Origin of the sequence: Lacticaseibacillus pantheris DSM 15945 = JCM 12539 = NBRC 106106 (genome assembly GCF_001311175.1) — a bacterium.
In the GTDB taxonomy this organism is placed as follows: Bacteria; Bacillota; Bacilli; order Lactobacillales; family Lactobacillaceae; genus Lacticaseibacillus; species Lacticaseibacillus pantheris.
The window spans coordinates 1-17,078 of the sequence record NZ_BBAI01000028.1 but is presented as its reverse complement, the minus strand read 5'-3'; the positions used below and the strand labels follow the sequence as shown (position 1 = coordinate 17,078).

Sequence of the window (17,078 nt, the reverse complement as noted above, 5' to 3'; positions counted from 1 at the left end):
CCCCACATCGTGACGAATTCACTACTCATCTAGTAACTGTCCGTTATGCTCGTGGTGCAAGGCCACCAACGTCCCGGTGGCCCGGTAGACAACCCACTCCGCGATGTTGACCGACCGATCGCCACTTTGCGACAACAGGCGTGCCACCGCCAGCGCTGGTTCCCCGGGAGTGATTGGTCCCAACAGGGCGCGAATCCGCACGTAAAGACGGTCAACTTCACGGTCACTCAGAGCGACTTCCTGCGCAACGCCAGCATCACGCCGAGCGTACGCGTGGACGGCCATCCCCAGCATTTTGCCCACCTGGTTGAGCATGGCGGTCAGCCACACATCAGCCTGATTGTTGGTCGGGTGACCCCTGTGGGCAAAGTTGGTCGTGGTAATCACCGCGATGGCAACCGCATAATCACCGAGGCGCTCCAGTTCGTCGGTCACTTTTAGCAGCGTCGCAATGTCCTGCCACCTTTGCTCGTATCCTGTCCCAGCAACCGCATCGCGCAACGCCAGCTGGTCAATGCGTAACTCATCATCGTTCAGTTGTCCATCCATACTGATGACCAACCGCGCCGCAGCGGGATCCTGTCGTAGAAAGGCACTAGTAGCCGCGGTAAGCTGGTGGCTAGCACGGTGCGCCATCCGCACTAGTGCGTTAACAATGTCATCATCTTGAATCCCAGTTACCACGGCCAGCACGCCCTTCCCGTTGGATTGGTTCCGCCTCTTCACTACACCACCAGTGTAGTCAGCCCGTGTAAAGACCAACACGAAGTTTGCGTATCCTTTGTATGCATGGAGTAAATGTTTGGTAAAGGGGGACATTAAAGCGGTATTCATCCGATTGGGGTTCGCTGACGAATTGGCCACCTATATGTATTATTCAGTGGCACTCAAATGATCACGCCAATCGAAGACACCCTTTCCGGCAGGTTCACCACCATCAGGTCAATCACAATAACAATGTGCATTCATCAATGGATTGCGTATATGCAATCTTTTTGACAGCCAGATTTTGCGTTTACGCAACAGCAGTCACAAGCTTTGCACATCCGCAATAATTGCGGCGTATCAAGCACTTTTAACGACTTACTGCACCCCAATTTTGGTCAGATTGTACACAGCATAACAAAACTGATGCTACAATAAATTTCGTTATATCGGGTTGAGTTACATAACACATTGGAGGAAATAGTCCATGGAGAAGAAACTAAGCAAAACCACATCAGTTGCACTACTGACCGCCGCCGCGTTGGGCGCGGTGGTTTTGAGCAACAAGCCAGTTACAGGCGTCTTTGCTGCGACTAACGATGGGTACGTTGGTACGGCGGAGAATTCGCAGGATGTCGACCCCACCACGCTGACTGAGGCGCAAAAGGCGGCCACCAAACAACGCGATGACGCGCAAAACAAGGTGGACGAAGCCGACGCTGCCACTAGCGCTGCATCGACCGCAGCTGCCAGTGCTGCTGCCGCACAATCGGTAGCACAGACCAGCGTCGCTAGCGCATCCGCCGCCGTTTCTAGTGCGGCCAAGAACGTCACCCCTACCGATGGCGTGACCCAGGCACAAAAGGACGCAGACGTTGCCTCCGCAGCCAGCGCCGTAACCACGGCGACCGCGGCGGTATCCTCGGCGCAGACACAGCAAGCGCAGAAGGCTAGTGACGTTAGCGCCGCTCAAAGCAAAGTTGACACTGCCAACGCCGCTTTGTCCGCCGCACAATCTGGTACCGTGAACGGACAAAAGTCTGCGGACGTGCAGTCGGCCGAGAAGGCAGTTAGTGACGCCCAGGCGGCCGTGGATGCAGCTACGTCGGCGGCGCAGAGCGAGGCGGAAGCGTCGAACGACTTCTTCATTGTGAGCGCGAAGAACCAGGCTAGTTTGGCGAAATCCGACTTAGGATATGCTCAAAATACATTGAGCGAAACACCATCGAGCCTGTCTACAAAGGAATACAGCGGATCAATTGGCGATGGTGAAACGCTGGCCTACGCAGTAACTGCTGGCAAGACCACTGATAAATCAACATATGGGGATTACAACACAAAAAAATTCTGACGGGTCATTTGTTTGGGACGGCAACGCTTTGCCAACTAAGATTGCGGCGTATACAGATGCTCAGGCCGAAAGCTTCTCAATGGATTCTCAAAGTTTTCTCAATCCCGTTACAACCACCGATACAGTCTGGTCAGGTGATTCAATAAACGGTCAGCTCACTTCTGCTCAACAAGCTGAGTTGAATACCTACCTTATCGGTCTGTTAAATACGTACCGTTCAGAATTGGGGCTTCCTGCAATTGCTTCAACCTCCGCAGTATACAACGCGACTCAAAAGCGCGGGCAAACGCTTATTCCTGAAATAGACACAAGCCATGACAAATCTATTACTAACCCTATTTTCGAGTCAGCCGGTTTGGAGGACCCAGCGGAGTGTTTAGCCGGTGTCAACTACGCAGGTGGAACCATGCTTGATATGATGCAGAATGCGGCATTTGCCCTAGAAGACTTTCTAGATGGTGATGCCGACAGCAACTGGGGCCACCGTCAAATTCTTCTGAGTGAAAGTTGGAACGTTGCTGATGGCGCCTTCTCAGTCGTCGAGACTGCCGGTGGTTGGGCCATGGTCTTTAACGGTGTGCAAGAGGTTGATAACAGCGGCTCCGCGCTAGTTAACACCAAGCTGGCTAACGTACCAACTGAAACCACCGTTACCTCAGCCAACCCGGACTACGCCACCGCCAAGGCGGCAGTAGCCACTGCCCAAAAGCAATACGACCAGGCCGCCGCATCACTCAAGACGGCCATCGCTCAATACGCTGATCACCTTGCAGCAACAGAAGGCTATGACGCCAATGTTGCCCTAGACGCCGCCAAGGCCGCACTCACCAAAGCACAAAGTGAGTCCGACACGGCTGACAACACGGCCGCTGTTAAGAACGCACAGACTGCCCTCGACGCTGCCAAGGCTGCGTTGACTAGTGCCCAAAGCGAATCTGACGGTAACGTGGCGGCCACCCAAGCAGCTTTGACTGCCGCTAAGGCCGCACTTACCAAGGCACAAAACGAGAAGGTAGCCGCATCAACCAGTCCTGCTCAGCAGGCACTCGCTGACGCCCAGGCTGCGTTGACCAAGGCGGAAGCAACACTCGCCGAGGCTACTACTATTGCTGACCAGGCGCAGAATGATGTCGCTGCGGCTAAGCAACAGGCGGCCACTGCCGCGGCTGCTTTGAGCCAAGCACAGGCCGCACTCGACGCTGCTAACAAGGCCGCATCAACGCCTACCGACCCCACTAGCACTGGCACCGACAACAGTACGTCTGGCCAGAATACGACCGATGATGGTGACAGTGACACGAACAACCAACCCGCTACTAATAATAGTGACAGCGACACGGACAACCAGCCTGCCACTAATCAAAGTGACAGCTCAAAACCTACTCAGACTACAGGCACAAACGGTCAAACGCCAGCCACCACTGATACGGATAGTAGCAAGCCGGCTACATCAACCACAACCACGAAGGCTGACGCAACTGGTAAGCAGTCTCAGCAGGCCACGACCGTTGTTCTGAGCAACAAGGACAATGCAGCCAAGACCGCAGTTAAGCTGGCGGATGTGCGCTCGACGCAGTCGCTAGCAACCACGGCGACTAGGCCTGCTGCTAGCGCCACCGCAACGACCAACAATACCGCCGCGAAGGCTTACCCTCAAACCGGTGACAACAATGATGTTGCCGTCGCAGAACTGGGTGTGCTGACCGTTCTCGGGACACTCTTCGGCCTTGCCGGGGTTTCTAAGCGACGTCGGAACTAGTCGCTAAAAAGTTACAAGAGTTAAAAAGAATCTGCCGAGACTATTTATAGCTATCGGCAGATTTTTTTCATCGTCCTAATATTTTTGGAATTATAATGACCTCAGGGCTGTTTGTATTTATCTTTTTGGGTGGTGTATCGGGCTGTGTAATCAACACTCAGTTAAACGGAGGAGCAGGCATGCACAAATAGTGGCGTTGGGTTCTTTACTTAATTCAGGTAGTAATTCTAATCGACATCACGCTCAGACAAAATCGTCTGGATAATGGCGTCTACATTTCTGGCCACTCGATTCTGACCGTGATGCTCTATTTAATTTTACTGACGGTGATAAACCTACTGCTTTACTGGCTGTGGGACAGATACCACCGTATGCACCAATAAAATGCAAAAAGGGATTGTGACAGAAGCCTTTAGCACACGAACGATACATCGTGGTCGCGCGCCAAAAGGCAGCTCCCTAACATACAAGACGGCATCAGCAAAAATCCTAAGTTCGGGATTTCCACTGATGCGTCTTGTATATCGGGGGCTAACCGCCTTTTGGCACAGCCCCATTTTTTAACGTCTTCATTTCAATAGTTAGAACAAGCTCAAAATCCAGTTATAGATGTTGGTAAAGAAGCTCACGATACTCTGCCACAACGAACTCCACCAGCTACTGTCGGCGCCGTCAACCGAGCTCTTAATCTTATCAAAGAGTCCCTTCGCCGAACTTTGGATGCTGTTGGCGAGGTCGCTAGCCTGCTGCTTGAAACCGCTACTCTTCAACGCACCCGAGTTCTGGATCTTCACCATCAGGTTGATGATCTGGGTCCGCTGATTGTTGTTTATAATCGTGCCGAGGTTGTTGTTTTTGAGCTCGCTATCCACGATGTTACCAATCTGGTTGCTGGACAACGTCTGCTGGCCGTTGTTACTGTCGGTCGCCATCTGCTTCTTGATACCCGCAACCGCGTTGTTCAGCTGCTTGTCGGTGTAACCGTCTTTGTCCTTGTTCGCCTGCGTGATGTCACTCAGCGTGTTCACTTCGTCCTGGGCAGCCGTCACCTGCGACTGGTTCAACGTGCTACCGTTCGCAGCAAAGGCGGCGTACACGCCCGCCAGCGCACCGGAACCATCAATCGATACCGGGCTGGTAATGTAAATGTTGGCGTTAGTTACACCAGCCGTAATCGCGGCGTTCCGGTACTGGTTCGCCGTGATGGTCGTAATGTTGTTTGTGCCGTTGTAATCGACGATTTTTACGTTAATCCCGCCACTACTAGTTTTCTGCACCAGGCCGATGACCACACGCCCGACGTGCTGGTGAAGCTTTCACCGCTTGGGTTCAAGTACTTCACCAGCGTGGAGCCGTTGACCGTCAACGTGTCGTAACTGCTCCCAGTCCCCGCCGCACTAGTCAGCGTGTTGATTACGCCCTGCTGTTGACTACTGGTCAATGACGAACCCAAAGTAGCAACGGGTTTGTCCCAAGCCGCATCAGTATCAGCGGACACTTTGTGCGTGCCCAAGCCCACTATGGCCACGGCTATTGCTGCAAGAGCAAATAAGAATTTTTTTCATTACATATCATCCTCGAATTAAATTATGACGCTACCATAATTTTACCCAGCAAAAAGGCGAGCCGCTAGCCCGCCGTTATTTCTTTACTAAAACACACGTTTCACTAGCTACGTTCAACCCTCACTAGTGTGTGGTGGAATCGGGGCGTACACCCACTCTTCAAACGTATGCGTCAGCTGCGGATCGGCGTTGTTCACCGTCCGCGCAGACTCACGCCGGTACTGGGACCAGGCTAACTCCACCATCTTGGTGTCACCTTCGACCGCTCCATGAATCCGCGTCACGAAGAGCCTGTCGGGATTGCCCACGGCTTCAACGAAGCTGTTAAAGACGCCCGCCCCGCCAATTACAAAGGCGGTGTCGTGTCCGGCGTCAGTGACCGCCGCCAAGGCCTCCTGAATTGAATGAACCACCAGGACGCCATCAGGCACCGCCAAATCCTGCTGGTGCGTCAAAACAATGTTCAGCCGTTGCGGTAAGGGCCGGCTGCCCATCCCCACAAAGGTCTTACGGCCCATGATGATAGCCTGATTAAGCGTGGTGGCCTTAAAAAAATTGCAGGTCATCCGACAAATGCCACGGCAGTTTGCCATCGCGGCCAATAATGCGGTTTCGATCCTGTGCCCAAATGAATGCTGTTTCCATGCGCTTCGCCCCTTGCACCCTACATACGTGGTTGATGCCCTAATTATACAGCTACCGGTGCCTTAATGGCAGGTAGCGGGTCATAATTGACTGCTTTGATATCATCCATGCCAAAGTCGCTCAGGTCGTGCTTATCTGGGTTCAACCACAGCTGCGGTGCTGGTCGTGGTGTCCGGCTGAGCTGCTCGCGAACCTGGTCCACATGATTCTTGTAGATTTGAGCATCCCCAAGCGTGTGGATGAATTCGCCAACTTCCAGGTCGGTCGCGCGGGCTACCAACGACAGTAGCAGGGCGTAACTGGCAATGTTGAACGGTACGCCAAGGAAAACGTCGCCCGAGCGCTGGTACAGCTGCAGGGACAGCTTCCCGTCGTTCACGTAGAACTGGAACATGGTGTGGCACGGCGGCAAAGCCATGGTGGGCACGTCCTCGGGGTTCCAGGCGGAGACAATCAGGCGGCGGGAATCGGGGTGCACTTTGATTTGTTCAATCACGTTACCCAGCTGGTCGATGGTATCACCGTTGCTGGTACGCCATGCGCGCCACTGACTGCCGTAGACGTTACCCAGGTCACCGTAACGGGAGGCAAAATCATCATCGTGCAGGATGCGGTCATCAAAGGACGCCTTCTGCTCCTGGTACTGGGCGTCAAACGCGGTGTCAGCGAGGTGCCGCCGGCCAAAGTCGGTCATGTCGGGGCCTTGATATTCGGACGACTCCACCCACTTTTTGAAGGCCCACTCATCCCAGATGTGGTTCTTATGTTGCAACAGGAAACGGATGTTGGTGTCGCCGCGCAGGAACCAGAGTAGCTCACTTTTGATTAACCCTAGTGGCACCTTTTTGGTGGTTAACAGCGGAAAACCTTCCTGCAAGTTAAACCGCATTTGGTAGCCAAACACGCTGTACGTGCCGGTTCCGGTGCGGTCGTCCTTGTAGTGACCATCGTCAAGGACGTGGCGGGCAAGGTCTAGGTAAGCTTGTTCAAGCATCGTGGTTCCTCCTCAAGTGTTATTAATTGCTACCATCATAACCCATCCCGCCTCAACTCACCACCACAAGTGTTGCGGGTGTATGGGACCGGCAGCGTTGGTCGGGGTGGTAGGCTACGGCTTTCGTGGGGCGCTCCGCGGTAAGCCACTGCTAGGGCGAAACCTCCAACTCACCAAACCCGGGTGAGCTTCCGGTGCGATTATGAACCTGCCCGGAACCCCGCCGGTAAGTTTCATAACTCGTCGCGCCGTACGTCACTACGTTCTAGGTCTGGCTCTGCCAGCCTTCGAGTTAACTCCCAGTAAGGTGCTAAAGCACCAACTGGAAGTAAACCTACGGCGTTGCACCCTGGCAGTGGTTACCACTCCGACCCCACACGCCTTCGCCCACCACCCCGACCGACGCGGCCTAACACAACCGTCGCAACCGTACTTACAGCGACTCTGGTAGGGATAGGTTGCGCGCCAACCAATAAGCGTACGAGTTAGCCACGAAGTAACGGGAACCTGCGGGCGGCCTTTGGGAAGGAGGCGTCGTACCCGGAGACGTAGTTGCTACGACTCCGAAGCGCCGTAGGAACGCAGTGACGTACGGCGGCAAATTCTGGAGACAAAGTGGTTTTCTTTGGCTCCAGAATTCGTGGAAGACCGGAACGGGCTGGAGCGTGCGGGTGAAGCAATTACGGCGTAGGGTACGTAAGCCGCAGTCCCAAAGGCCACCCGCATGTTCACACCCACTACTCCGCCTTTGCCAACTCCTGTTGTTTGAGGCGGCGCATCGTGCGGAAGTAACTGGCGATGAGGACCGAGACCGAGCAATCCACGCCAGCGGGTTCGCCATCGCGGCCCCCGTGAACCCGAGGCTGGTCACCAGGATGACACCAGCAAAAATACGCATTACGAGCTCAAACACCCCAGCGAGCGTCGGCACCAACGTCTGCCCTAGCCCCTGCAACGTGTACCGCACCGTGAACAACAGTGCCAGGAACCAGTACATGCTGGCGTTAAAGTGGAAGTACGTTTGCGCCAACGCCGTGACGTGCGGCACCCCACTGCCCAAGAACAAGTTAACCAACGGCCGGCCAAAAATAATGATGACCGCGCCCAAAATGGCGGACGTCGTCATGTTGAGTGCCAACGTTTGGTGGATACCCTTGCGAATTCGCCCGTATTCCCGCGCACCTTTGTTCTGCGCCGCATACGTCGCCATCGTCACCCCGAACGAAGCTGCCGGCAGCGACGCCAGCTGGTCGATCCGACCCGCCGCGGTGTACGCGGCAACCGCGTCCGTCCCCAGCGTGTTGAGCATCACCTGGATGATGACCGCGCCAATGGCAATGATGGACTGCTGAAAGCCCATGGGCAAAGCAATCGTCATCTGCTTACGCACCTCAGCGGCATCAAACGTCATGTCACGCCGACGGACCACCAGTAACGGAATACGCCGCCGAATGTACCACCAACAACAAAGCGACGAGAAAATTTGCGCGGTCACCGTTGCCCAGCCAGCGCCGGCCACGCCCATATGAAACTTAAGGATGAACAGCAACTCCAACAGGATATTGACCACGGTCGCCAGCACCAAGAAAATGAGCGGCGTACGCGAATCACCCAGCGCCCGAATCTGGTTGCTCAGCACGTTAAAGGCCATCGACGCGCCAAAGCCGATGAAGATCACCCGCACAAACGCGGCCGATTGTTGCACAATGTTGGCCGGCGTCTGCATCAGGTGTAGCAGCGGCACCGTGAAGGTCACGGACAAAGCCGTACCGATGACCGTGATGATTAGCCCCAACCAAATGCTGGCCACAAAGCTTCGCCGCACACCCCGATAATCCCGGGCACCATACGCTTGCGCGGTGGGAATCGCCAACCCGGACGAGGTCCCCTGCGCGAAGCCAATCACCAGAAACGTGAGGCTCCCGGTCGCCCCGACGGCTGCCAGTGCGTTCACGCCAATGGTCCGCCCCACGATGAGCGCATCCATAAAACTGTACAGCTGCTGGAACACGTTCCCAATCAGTAACGGATGGTAAACAGTACCACCAGTTTGATTGGGTTACCCTTTGTTAATGAACGCAACTTTTATCCCCCTTTGAGTACGTTAGTGTAATTATAGACAACTTTGCCGTAAAAATAAGCCCCCGGCGAACGTAAACCGGAGGCCAATCAGTATTTATTTATGGTCGTGATGACGACCGAACGGCCACCAGCGCAGGCGCTTACGGGCAAAGTCGTGCATCCGCCCCTTACTGCCGTGAATGTGCCCATAAAAATACTCGTAGATACAGGCATTAATCACCGCGCCCACCATCACGATGAACGAGTTAATGAACAGCCATAGTAGTAGGATCACGAAGCCGCCAGGGTGCCGTACGCACTAAACCCGCTGCCAAAGTAGTGCATGTACAGCGCAAACGCGTAGGAAACCACAAGCCATCCAGCCGTAGTAAAGGTCGCGCCGGGCAGAATCGTCCAGAACCGCATCTTTGCGTTCGGAATAAAGTAATAGCACAGGACGAAGGCCACCAGCAGCACCGCAATTGTGATGGGCCACTTCAAAGACTGGAAGGTCCCCACCCACGAATCAGCAATCTTAGTGTGCTGGACCACCCACTCGAGCACCTGCCGGCCAAAGGTAAAGACCAACACCACGGCGATGACCACCCCAATCAGGATGACCGTCAACATCATGGATACGAGACGTGACACAAAGAAATTTTGCACCGTCGCCCGAATACCGTACGCCCGGTTGAAACCCGAACGCATGGACGCAATACACAGACTGGCAGCCCACAAGGTGAAGATGGTCCCAATCCCGACCCAGGTTGTACTCGGCTTGGCCGCCAACGACTGCAGTACGGGCGCAATGGTGGCCATGACGTTTTTCGGCACGACCTGGGTCACGGTTGTACGCAACCCAAAGCTGGAGACGCGACGCGTGACACCAAGTTAAAGACAATCAGTGCGGCCGGAAAAATCGACAAGATGGCATAATATGCCATTGCCGCTGCCGTCTGGTCAATCTGAGCTGCGTTCACCCGCCGCCCAAGCAAACCAACGATGGCACCCCACCGCTCTTTGGTGGATAAGTGCTGTAAATGGATGGGCGCACTATCCTGTTCGTTATGGTCGTGCAGATGTTGCCACGACTCCGCACTCACGCGGTGCCCGAGAACCGTACGCTTGGGCATACCTTCCCCTCCTCAATACTAAAGCGATTACTACCACTACCAGCCAAAAAGAAACGGCTAATCAACACGGTTACGAACACCTAGACGTCCGCCGCCGTGCCAACTAACCGTTATCCGTACCTACCAAGCGTTTTAGCTTAACACGCTATTATAGGTACTTGGCATCAAATTCAGGATCCTGACTCGTCAAAATCTTGGGACCATCATCAGTGATGGCAATGGTGTGCTCGTACTGTGCGCACAAGGAACCGTCGGCGGTCACGTAGTATTCCCAGTTGGTCTTAGGGTCTTCTTTGGCCGTAATCTCCCAGGTACCCGTCGTAATCATGGGTTCGATGGTGATAGTCATACCGGCCTTGAGGCGCAGGCCGTGCCCCGGCTTACCGTAATGTGGCACGTTAGGCGCTTCGTGCATGGTCGGCTGGATGCCGTGACCAATCAGTTCGCGCACGTCACCGTAGCCGTTTTCGACTTCGGTGTACTGCTGGATGGCATGGCCAATATCGCCGATGCGGTTGCCGACAACAGCCTGGTCGATGCCGAGGTACAAAGCCTTCTTGGTGACGTCCATCAGCTTCTGAGCTTCGGGACTGATGTCACCAACGGCATAGTTCCAGCAGGAGTCGCTAATGTAACCGTCTTTGTCCACACACATGTCCACAGCGACAATGTCACCGTCGTGGAGAATGAGGTCCTTACGCGGTTCTGCGTGGGCCACTTCGTCGTTAACGGACACACAAGTGGCGTACTGGTAGCCTTCGAAGCCCATTTCACTAGCGTGGGCGTGGTGGTCGTTAATATACTGCCGGGTAAATTCTTCGATTTCCCAGCTTGAAATACCGGGCTTGATAATGTCGCGCAAGCCCACGTGCACACCGGCCAGCACGGCGCCGGCGCGGCGAATACCGTCAATTTCACGGTCTGTCTTAATGGTAATCAAATATCTCTACCTCCATTTGTTATCTTCACCATAATACACCAAAACACCCGTCATGTGTGACTTTGGGGGTGTGGGTCAGTGCTGGCAAAGCGGCGGTGGGGTTGCGGCTTTCGTGGCCAGTACCGTGATTGCTACGGTAGTGGCTGGCGGCAGCGTAGGCCGGGCCGGTGAGTTACGGCTTACGTGGGCGCTCCGCGGTAATCCACTGCTAGGGCGAAGGCTCCAACCCGCCAAGTGCGGGCGTGTTTCCGCCGCGATTTCAAGCCTGCCCGGAAACCCACCGGACAGTCTCGAAATTCGTCGCGTTCTAATGGCTAAAGCCATAAGAACGTTACACCCCGGCAGTGGTTACCGCTCCGGCCCACACGCCTTCACTCACCAACCCGACCGACGCGGCCTCACGCTACTGTAGAAACCCCACTACTGGGGACGAGGCCTACACTACACCAACGCTTTCCTGGCATCCACCAAGTCATAAAATGGGAGTTAGTCATACACGTAATAGTTGCTGCATATTACTATCATGGATACAATTGGCATCAACACTTCAATCATTGGCTCTCAAACATCCTCTAAGCTGTCTAAGTTAAATCATGATACGCAGTGCATATTCAGGGCTACTGATCTAAACTGCCACGAATCAATCGTTTTTATCTTCACCATGCTAGATGAACACACTTGACCTAGCACGTAGCTCTGGTCAACGGGGCACCCTTCTACTATTCGAAATCCTTCAACACAATCAAATTGTGGATGCTGCTCGCCTAATCCACCTAAATAGCACTCCCGAATTAACGGGTGCCGGCAAAGTGGTGGTGGGGTGGAGGCGACTGAACCCGGAGTTATGACCGCTACCGGAGTGTAACGTTCTTACGGCTTTAGCCGTTAGAACGCGACGAGCTTGGAGCCGGCCTGCCAAGTACGGGCAGGCTCCAAGTCGCACCGGAAACTCGCGCACTTTGCGAGTTGGAGGTTTCGCCCCAGAAGCGGTCATGACGGAGCGGTTCACAAAGCAGCAACCCCACCGCCGCTTTGCCAGCACCTAACACGACCTGCGTAAAGTCTGCTATACTGTTTGGGAGCATTCAACACTAGGAGGTAGCGCACAATGGCTACAGCACGGATTGTATATGCCAGTATGACTGGTAATACTGAGGAAATTGCCGAAATTATCGAGGAAGAGCTGGAAAACCACGGCGTCTCCGTGACCACTACGGAGGTGTCCCAAGCCATCGCCGACGACTTTGCCGACGTCGACATCTGCATCGTGGCCACCTACACGTTCAGTGACTCCGGTAGCGGGATGCTGCCGGACGAAGCCGTCGATTTCTACGAGGAACTGAAGGAAGTCGACCTACACGGTAAGGTGTTCGCTGCGCCGGCAGTGGTGATCACTTCTACACCGACTTTGCGACCAGCGTCGACGACTTTGCCGACGTCCTGGCTGCTGACGGTGCCGTGAAGGGAGCCGATAGCGTCAAAGTCGACCTCGCCCCCGAAGCCGAGGATATCGAGCGCCTCGAACAGTTCGTCAGCCAAATTGTGGCCAAGCAAGCAGAAATTGCCGCTTCATAATTATATTTTCCACCCTAAGGGCCGCCACCGCGGTCCTTTTTCTATGCGGTGATTGTGGCACGCAACAACGAAGAAACGGTGGCGTATCCACTACTTGTGTTAATCACTTCAACGCCAAAAACAGGGGCAAAGCCTCATGACTTTGTCCCTATCTGTTGCTCTTCTTCAAATATTAGTTGGCGCGTGCCATCGATACGATGTTGTCATCGTCAACTTCACTGAAACGCTTGTTCTCGATGAAGTCCTTCAGTACCGACTGTAAAATGTCGATCATCTGGGCGTGCGAGATGTGAATGAACCCTGCAGACATCAAGTCCGCAATCCCAGTCGCCACGATCCAAGCGCCAGTAATGACGTTGTTCTTCTGGGTCTCGGTGAGGTTCTTCACTGAGTCGTACTTGTCGAGCCGCTTCAACGCTGCGCTCATAGCGAACTGACGCATGTCGTCAACGCCGAGGTGGTCCTCAACGAACACTGATTGGTAAAGACTGTTGTTCTCGATGGCAAAGTCGATGTAAGTCAACGCCATGTCAATCAAGGGGTCATCAGTATAGGTTTTCTGGAAGCGTTCCGTTAATTCGGACTTGATGCGGTCAACAACCGCCTGCCGTAAATCCGCCATGTTGGCGAATTCCAAGTAAATCGGTTGGGTTGAGCACCCCATTGATGCCGCAATGTTACGCGCAGTGAACCGCTTAAAGCCCTCTGCAATTACCAGGTTGTACGCTGCGTTCAGGATGTGATCGCGCGTAATAGTTTTCTTTCGTGCCATGTTATGCCTCCCCAAATAAAGTTAGTCTCACAAAATAGAGCAGATGCTCCCCTAAGCACCACAAGATACAAAACACATTGTATCAGATACCGCAAATAAAACAATAGTCATGAAATAAAAAAATATGATTTTTGTTGTTTAATGTTGTCCGGTGTGGCTATCAATACCGGTACTTAACGCCCTCAGCCCCTGTATATGCTAAAATGGTTGCAATAACATGAACGTACTGTTGTTTATCCGGCTTGTACTTTCAGCAGGATTTAACCGCCCTTATTAAAGGAGGAACGAAATGACACTACCTGATTTTGAACATAATTTGGTCAAATACGCCGACCTCGCCGTTGAGACCGGCGTCGAAGTTCGCCCCGGCGATACCGTTTATGTACAAATTGACGTCACGCAGGCCCAGCTAGCCCACCTCATCGTGGCCGCTGCGTACAAGGCTGGAGCTGCTGAGGTGCTCGTCGATTGGCAAGACGATACGCTGAAGCGTCTGGACATCAAGTACCTAGCTGATGACCGGTTGGCCGTGCGTCCGCCGTTTGTGGCGGGGCAATTCGATTACTGGCTCGCACACAACGCTAAACGAATTACGGTCATGAGTGCCAATCCGGATAACCTGGCGGGCGTTTCACCAGAACGAGTCGCAGCTTACAACGCCGGATTCCAAAAAGCCTACAGCCGCTTAAGTAATGCCATCACCACTAACGCCATCAGCTGGACCATTATTGCGGCGGCGGGTGCCGAGTGGGCGGCTAAAGTCTTCCCGGAGGACGACCACGACACCGCCATCGACAAGTTGTGGGACCAAATTTTCACCACCACGCGCGTCTACACTGACGACCCCAACCAAGCATGGCGTGATCACGACGCCCGTCTGAGTACCAAAGCAGAATGGCTCAACCAATACCAGTTTGACGCGCTCCACTATGAGGCCCCAGGCACCGATCTCACCGTCGCTTGCCGCAAAACCATATTTGGCAAGCCGCCGACTCCCAGAACCCACGGGGAGAAACGTTTATGGCCAACATGCCTACTGAAGAAGTATTCACCGTGCCGGATGCACGCCGCATTAACGGTACCGTCGCTTCCACGAAACCTTTGGCATACTCGGGCAATATTCTGGACGGCATGCACTTTACCTTCAAAGACGGTGAGGTCGTCGCCTTCAGTGCCGCCAAGGGTCAGGATACGCTGGGGCAACTGCTGCAAATTAAGGGCGCCAAGAGCCTGGGTGAAGTTTCCCTGGTGCCCGACCCATCACCAATCTCGCAGTCTGGCATTACCTTTTTCAACACACTCTTTGACGAAAATGCGTCCGACCACATGGCGCTGGGCCAAGCCTACCCCTTTGCTATAGTTGGGGGCACCGACATGACGCCCGATGAGCAACGGGCGGCCGCTGAACATCGCGGACACCCACGTGGACTTCATGATGGGCTCTGCGCAAATGAACATCGATGGCATCACCCACGACGGGCAACGCGTACCCATCTTCCGTAATGGCGACTGGGCGTAAACTGGTTATTAGGGGATTAACGGACATGACAACTAACTTGATTTTTGATTTGGACAACACCTTGTTGGACTTCTCCGCGAGCGAGGATCACGGTCTACGTGCAGTGTTCGACCGGTACGGAATCCCGTTTAGCGCGGATAACCAACGCATTTACCAGCAGGTTAATACCCACTTGTGGTCCGAACTAGAACATGGGCACATCACCCGCGAGCAGATTTTCGAGCGCCGCTTTGCCTCATTCCTGGACGCCATTGGTCGCAGTGATGCGCCCGGAGCAGAAATGGAAGTAGCCTATCGTGATCAACTAAATCACGGTTATGACCGGGTGCCTGGAGCAAAGACGCTGCTGACCGACCTGCACGACCGCGGGTTCCACATTCTGGCGGGCACCAACGGCATGGCGGAAACACAGCACCGCCGGCTGCGTCATAGTCACTTAGCCCCCTACTTTGACGGAATATTTATTTCCCAGGAAATAGGGTTCGACAAACCGTCCGGGCGGTTCTTCGACGCCATCTTTGCGGCCGAACCTCAGGCCACTCGCCAAAACACCATCATGATCGGGGACGGACTCAACTCCGACATTCGCGGTGGTGCGAACTACGGGCTGCGCACGGTCTGGGTGAACCTGCACCAGCAAATCAATCACACCGGCCTGCAGCCGACACGCGAGGTCCACTCGTTGCCCGAGTTAGATACACTACTTGTTCAATCCGCTTAGTTTTTTTGGGGGGGCAATACAATGAACGTCATTTTCCATATTGATGAATCGGCAAAGTGGCCCATGGTGCTCAACAACGTGCAGCACTACCACGAATGGCTGACGGCGCACCGCGTTAACGCGCAGGTCGAAATTTTGGCCAACGGGGACGCGGTCACGGCCGCCGTTCAGGGTAGCAAAGTCGACCTCAGCGCCGTGGCCAATGGCAACACCAACGTCTCTGTATGCGCTAACTCCCTGAGCCAGAGACACATTGACCAGGATAGCTTACAGCCTGGCTTGCACGTCGTACCAGTCGGCGTTATCGAATTGGCCCAAAAACAACAGGCCGGCTTTGCATATATTCGTCCGTGATTAATATTCGTCACATCGATGACTAACGGCACGTTCGCAGTTCAGTGCGCTGAACTGGACCAACGTGCCGTTTTTGCACATTATTTTACCAAAATGCGGTGTGCTTTTGGTGTTGTTTTCTGCCGTATTGGGGCATTTGGGGGCTGGTGGTATCGTGGCGTGGATGTAAACAGCGCCTGTCAGCAGAGCGTAAACAAGGGCAAAAGCCTCCGTATAACCCAAAAATCAACCCCAGAGTCCTGAGGTGCGGACTAGTTGCACGTTGCCATTAACCTTAGCGCACTAATCTGGCTCTCCTTAGCTTCCTATTGGCCCTTCCTACGTAAAGTCCATTGCCGAAACGCGCAAACAAGGGCAAAAGCCTCCGTATAACCCAAAAATCAACCCCAGAGTCCTGAAGTGCGAACTCTGGGGTTGATTTTTACGTTATACTGCGGCTTCTGACCGCCCTTGTTTGCACTCTGCGCCCCATCGGAATCGAACCGATGACCTACCGCTTAGGAGGCGGTTGCTCTATCCTGCTGAGCTAGGGACGCGTTAAAACACTCACTAGATAACTGTGCCACAACGGCATGTGAGCGTCAAACATTTTGTCGGCTAATGTGACACCCACCCTTTTGCTGCCAAAGTGCCAGGCACTCGACATACTCCCCAAAGGCCGTTCACGAATTTACAGATAGCTCGTGGGCTTAATGCACAGTTGCATGCGGGGGGCCGTGGGGTGCGGAGACAACTGGACCCGGAACGGCGAACGTCCAACGTTGGTCGTACCGGTGTGGTGGTGGAGGTTGAGCGGCTAGCCCTCGCGACGGCTGCATGCCCGGAGTTCTGTTAGAAATTATTGTCAGTTGGTGCTTTAGCACCTACTGACAGTTATGACTTACAGAATCAAATTGGCTAGACCGAGCGGGTTTTGCTCGGGCTACGGCAATTCGCGGTAGCCCGGCACGGGCGTGAGCGTGAGGCACGTAGCCGGTCGCGGGG

13 protein-coding genes, 1 tRNA gene and 4 pseudogenes are annotated in these 17,078 nt (G+C 54.2%); 6 read left to right on the top strand and 12 right to left on the bottom strand.

The genetic code is table 11. From position 1 onward, the window contains the following. Positions 1-21 precede the first annotated feature (21 nt). Entirely contained in the window at positions 22-765 is a 744-nt protein-coding gene (locus tag JCM12539_RS08970; protein ID WP_162204105.1) for a phosphate signaling complex PhoU family protein, read from the bottom strand. 427 nt (positions 766-1,192) lie between these two features. Between JCM12539_RS08970 and JCM12539_RS08965 the strand changes: the two genes are divergently transcribed. Together JCM12539_RS08965 and JCM12539_RS08960 are read left to right on the top strand one after the other, a co-directional pair. Beyond that, positions 1,193-2,056, top strand: coding sequence for a hypothetical protein (locus tag JCM12539_RS08965; RefSeq protein WP_054650842.1), 864 nt, complete (start codon positions 1,193-1,195; stop codon positions 2,054-2,056). Further along, positions 2,028-3,815 carry an SEC10/PgrA surface exclusion domain-containing protein gene (locus JCM12539_RS08960; protein ID WP_082405445.1) on the top strand — a complete coding sequence of 596 codons (1,788 nt, stop codon included), beginning with the start codon at positions 2,028-2,030 and terminating at the stop codon, positions 3,813-3,815. The genes JCM12539_RS08965 and JCM12539_RS08960 overlap by 29 nt, the downstream gene beginning before the upstream one ends. Before the next feature lie 581 nt (positions 3,816-4,396). On the opposite strand, the pseudogene JCM12539_RS08955 reads toward JCM12539_RS08960, so the two are convergent. The 9 genes and pseudogenes from JCM12539_RS08955 to map all read right to left on the bottom strand — a co-directional run bounded on the left by JCM12539_RS08955 (position 4,397) and on the right by map (position 11,153). Further along, positions 4,397-5,343, bottom strand: a pseudogene (locus tag JCM12539_RS08955) (DUF1002 domain-containing protein). 150 nt (positions 5,344-5,493) lie between these two features. Beyond that, a complete protein-coding gene (locus tag JCM12539_RS08950) occupies positions 5,494-5,946 on the bottom strand; it encodes a dihydrofolate reductase (RefSeq protein ID WP_054650838.1) in 453 nt (150 codons plus the stop codon). After that, positions 5,927-6,025 carry a dihydrofolate reductase gene (locus tag JCM12539_RS15275; RefSeq protein ID WP_082405443.1) on the bottom strand — a complete coding sequence of 33 codons (99 nt, stop codon included), beginning with the start codon at positions 6,023-6,025 and terminating at the stop codon, positions 5,927-5,929. The genes JCM12539_RS08950 and JCM12539_RS15275 overlap by 20 nt, the downstream gene beginning before the upstream one ends. A gap of 43 nt (positions 6,026-6,068) precedes the next feature. Then, the gene (locus JCM12539_RS08945; RefSeq protein WP_054650836.1) at positions 6,069-7,019 is read right to left on the bottom strand and encodes a thymidylate synthase; all 951 of its coding nucleotides are present in this window, start codon (positions 7,017-7,019) and stop codon (positions 6,069-6,071) included. A gap of 737 nt (positions 7,020-7,756) precedes the next feature. Continuing rightward, positions 7,757-9,101: pseudogene (locus JCM12539_RS08940) on the bottom strand (MATE family efflux transporter). 94 nt (positions 9,102-9,195) lie between these two features. Then, positions 9,196-9,375, bottom strand: a complete 180-nt coding sequence (locus tag JCM12539_RS08935) for a hypothetical protein (protein ID WP_054650834.1) — start codon at positions 9,373-9,375, stop codon at positions 9,196-9,198. Beyond that, positions 9,372-9,926: a YihY/virulence factor BrkB family protein gene (locus JCM12539_RS08930; RefSeq protein WP_054650832.1), complete on the bottom strand. Its 555-nt coding sequence runs from the start codon at positions 9,924-9,926 to the stop codon at positions 9,372-9,374. The genes JCM12539_RS08935 and JCM12539_RS08930 overlap by 4 nt, the downstream gene beginning before the upstream one ends. Beyond that, a complete protein-coding gene (locus JCM12539_RS08925) occupies positions 9,923-10,213 on the bottom strand; it encodes a hypothetical protein (RefSeq protein WP_054650830.1) in 291 nt (96 codons plus the stop codon). Before JCM12539_RS08925 ends, JCM12539_RS08930 begins: the two co-directional genes overlap by 4 nt. Positions 10,214-10,361: 148 nt before the next feature. After that, entirely contained in the window at positions 10,362-11,153 is a 792-nt protein-coding gene (gene map / locus JCM12539_RS08920; protein WP_054650828.1) for a type I methionyl aminopeptidase, read from the bottom strand. A gap of 1,108 nt (positions 11,154-12,261) precedes the next feature. On the opposite strand from map, the pseudogene JCM12539_RS08915 reads away from it, so the two are divergent. After that, positions 12,262-12,728, top strand: a pseudogene (locus JCM12539_RS08915) (flavodoxin). A gap of 172 nt (positions 12,729-12,900) precedes the next feature. Here the strand turns inward: JCM12539_RS08915 and JCM12539_RS08910 are convergent. Beyond that, on the bottom strand, positions 12,901-13,500 hold the full coding sequence (locus JCM12539_RS08910) for a TetR/AcrR family transcriptional regulator (protein WP_054650826.1): 600 nt from the start codon (positions 13,498-13,500) through the stop codon (positions 12,901-12,903). A 289-nt stretch (positions 13,501-13,789) separates the two neighbouring features. Here JCM12539_RS08910 and JCM12539_RS15575 point away from each other — a divergent pair. From JCM12539_RS15575 to JCM12539_RS08895, 3 genes and pseudogenes are all read left to right on the top strand, one after another. After that, a pseudogene (locus tag JCM12539_RS15575) lies at positions 13,790-15,019 on the top strand (aminopeptidase). Positions 15,020-15,044: 25 nt separating this feature from the next. After that, entirely contained in the window at positions 15,045-15,740 is a 696-nt protein-coding gene (locus tag JCM12539_RS08900) for a YjjG family noncanonical pyrimidine nucleotidase (protein WP_054650824.1), read from the top strand. Between the two features lie 21 nt (positions 15,741-15,761). After that, positions 15,762-16,094: a DsrE family protein gene (locus tag JCM12539_RS08895; RefSeq protein ID WP_054650822.1), complete on the top strand. Its 333-nt coding sequence runs from the start codon at positions 15,762-15,764 to the stop codon at positions 16,092-16,094. Positions 16,095-16,556: 462 nt separating this feature from the next. On the opposite strand, the gene JCM12539_RS08890 is transcribed toward JCM12539_RS08895, so the two are convergent. Continuing rightward, positions 16,557-16,630: transfer RNA gene (locus JCM12539_RS08890), tRNA-Arg, on the bottom strand. Positions 16,631-17,078 lie beyond the last annotated feature (448 nt).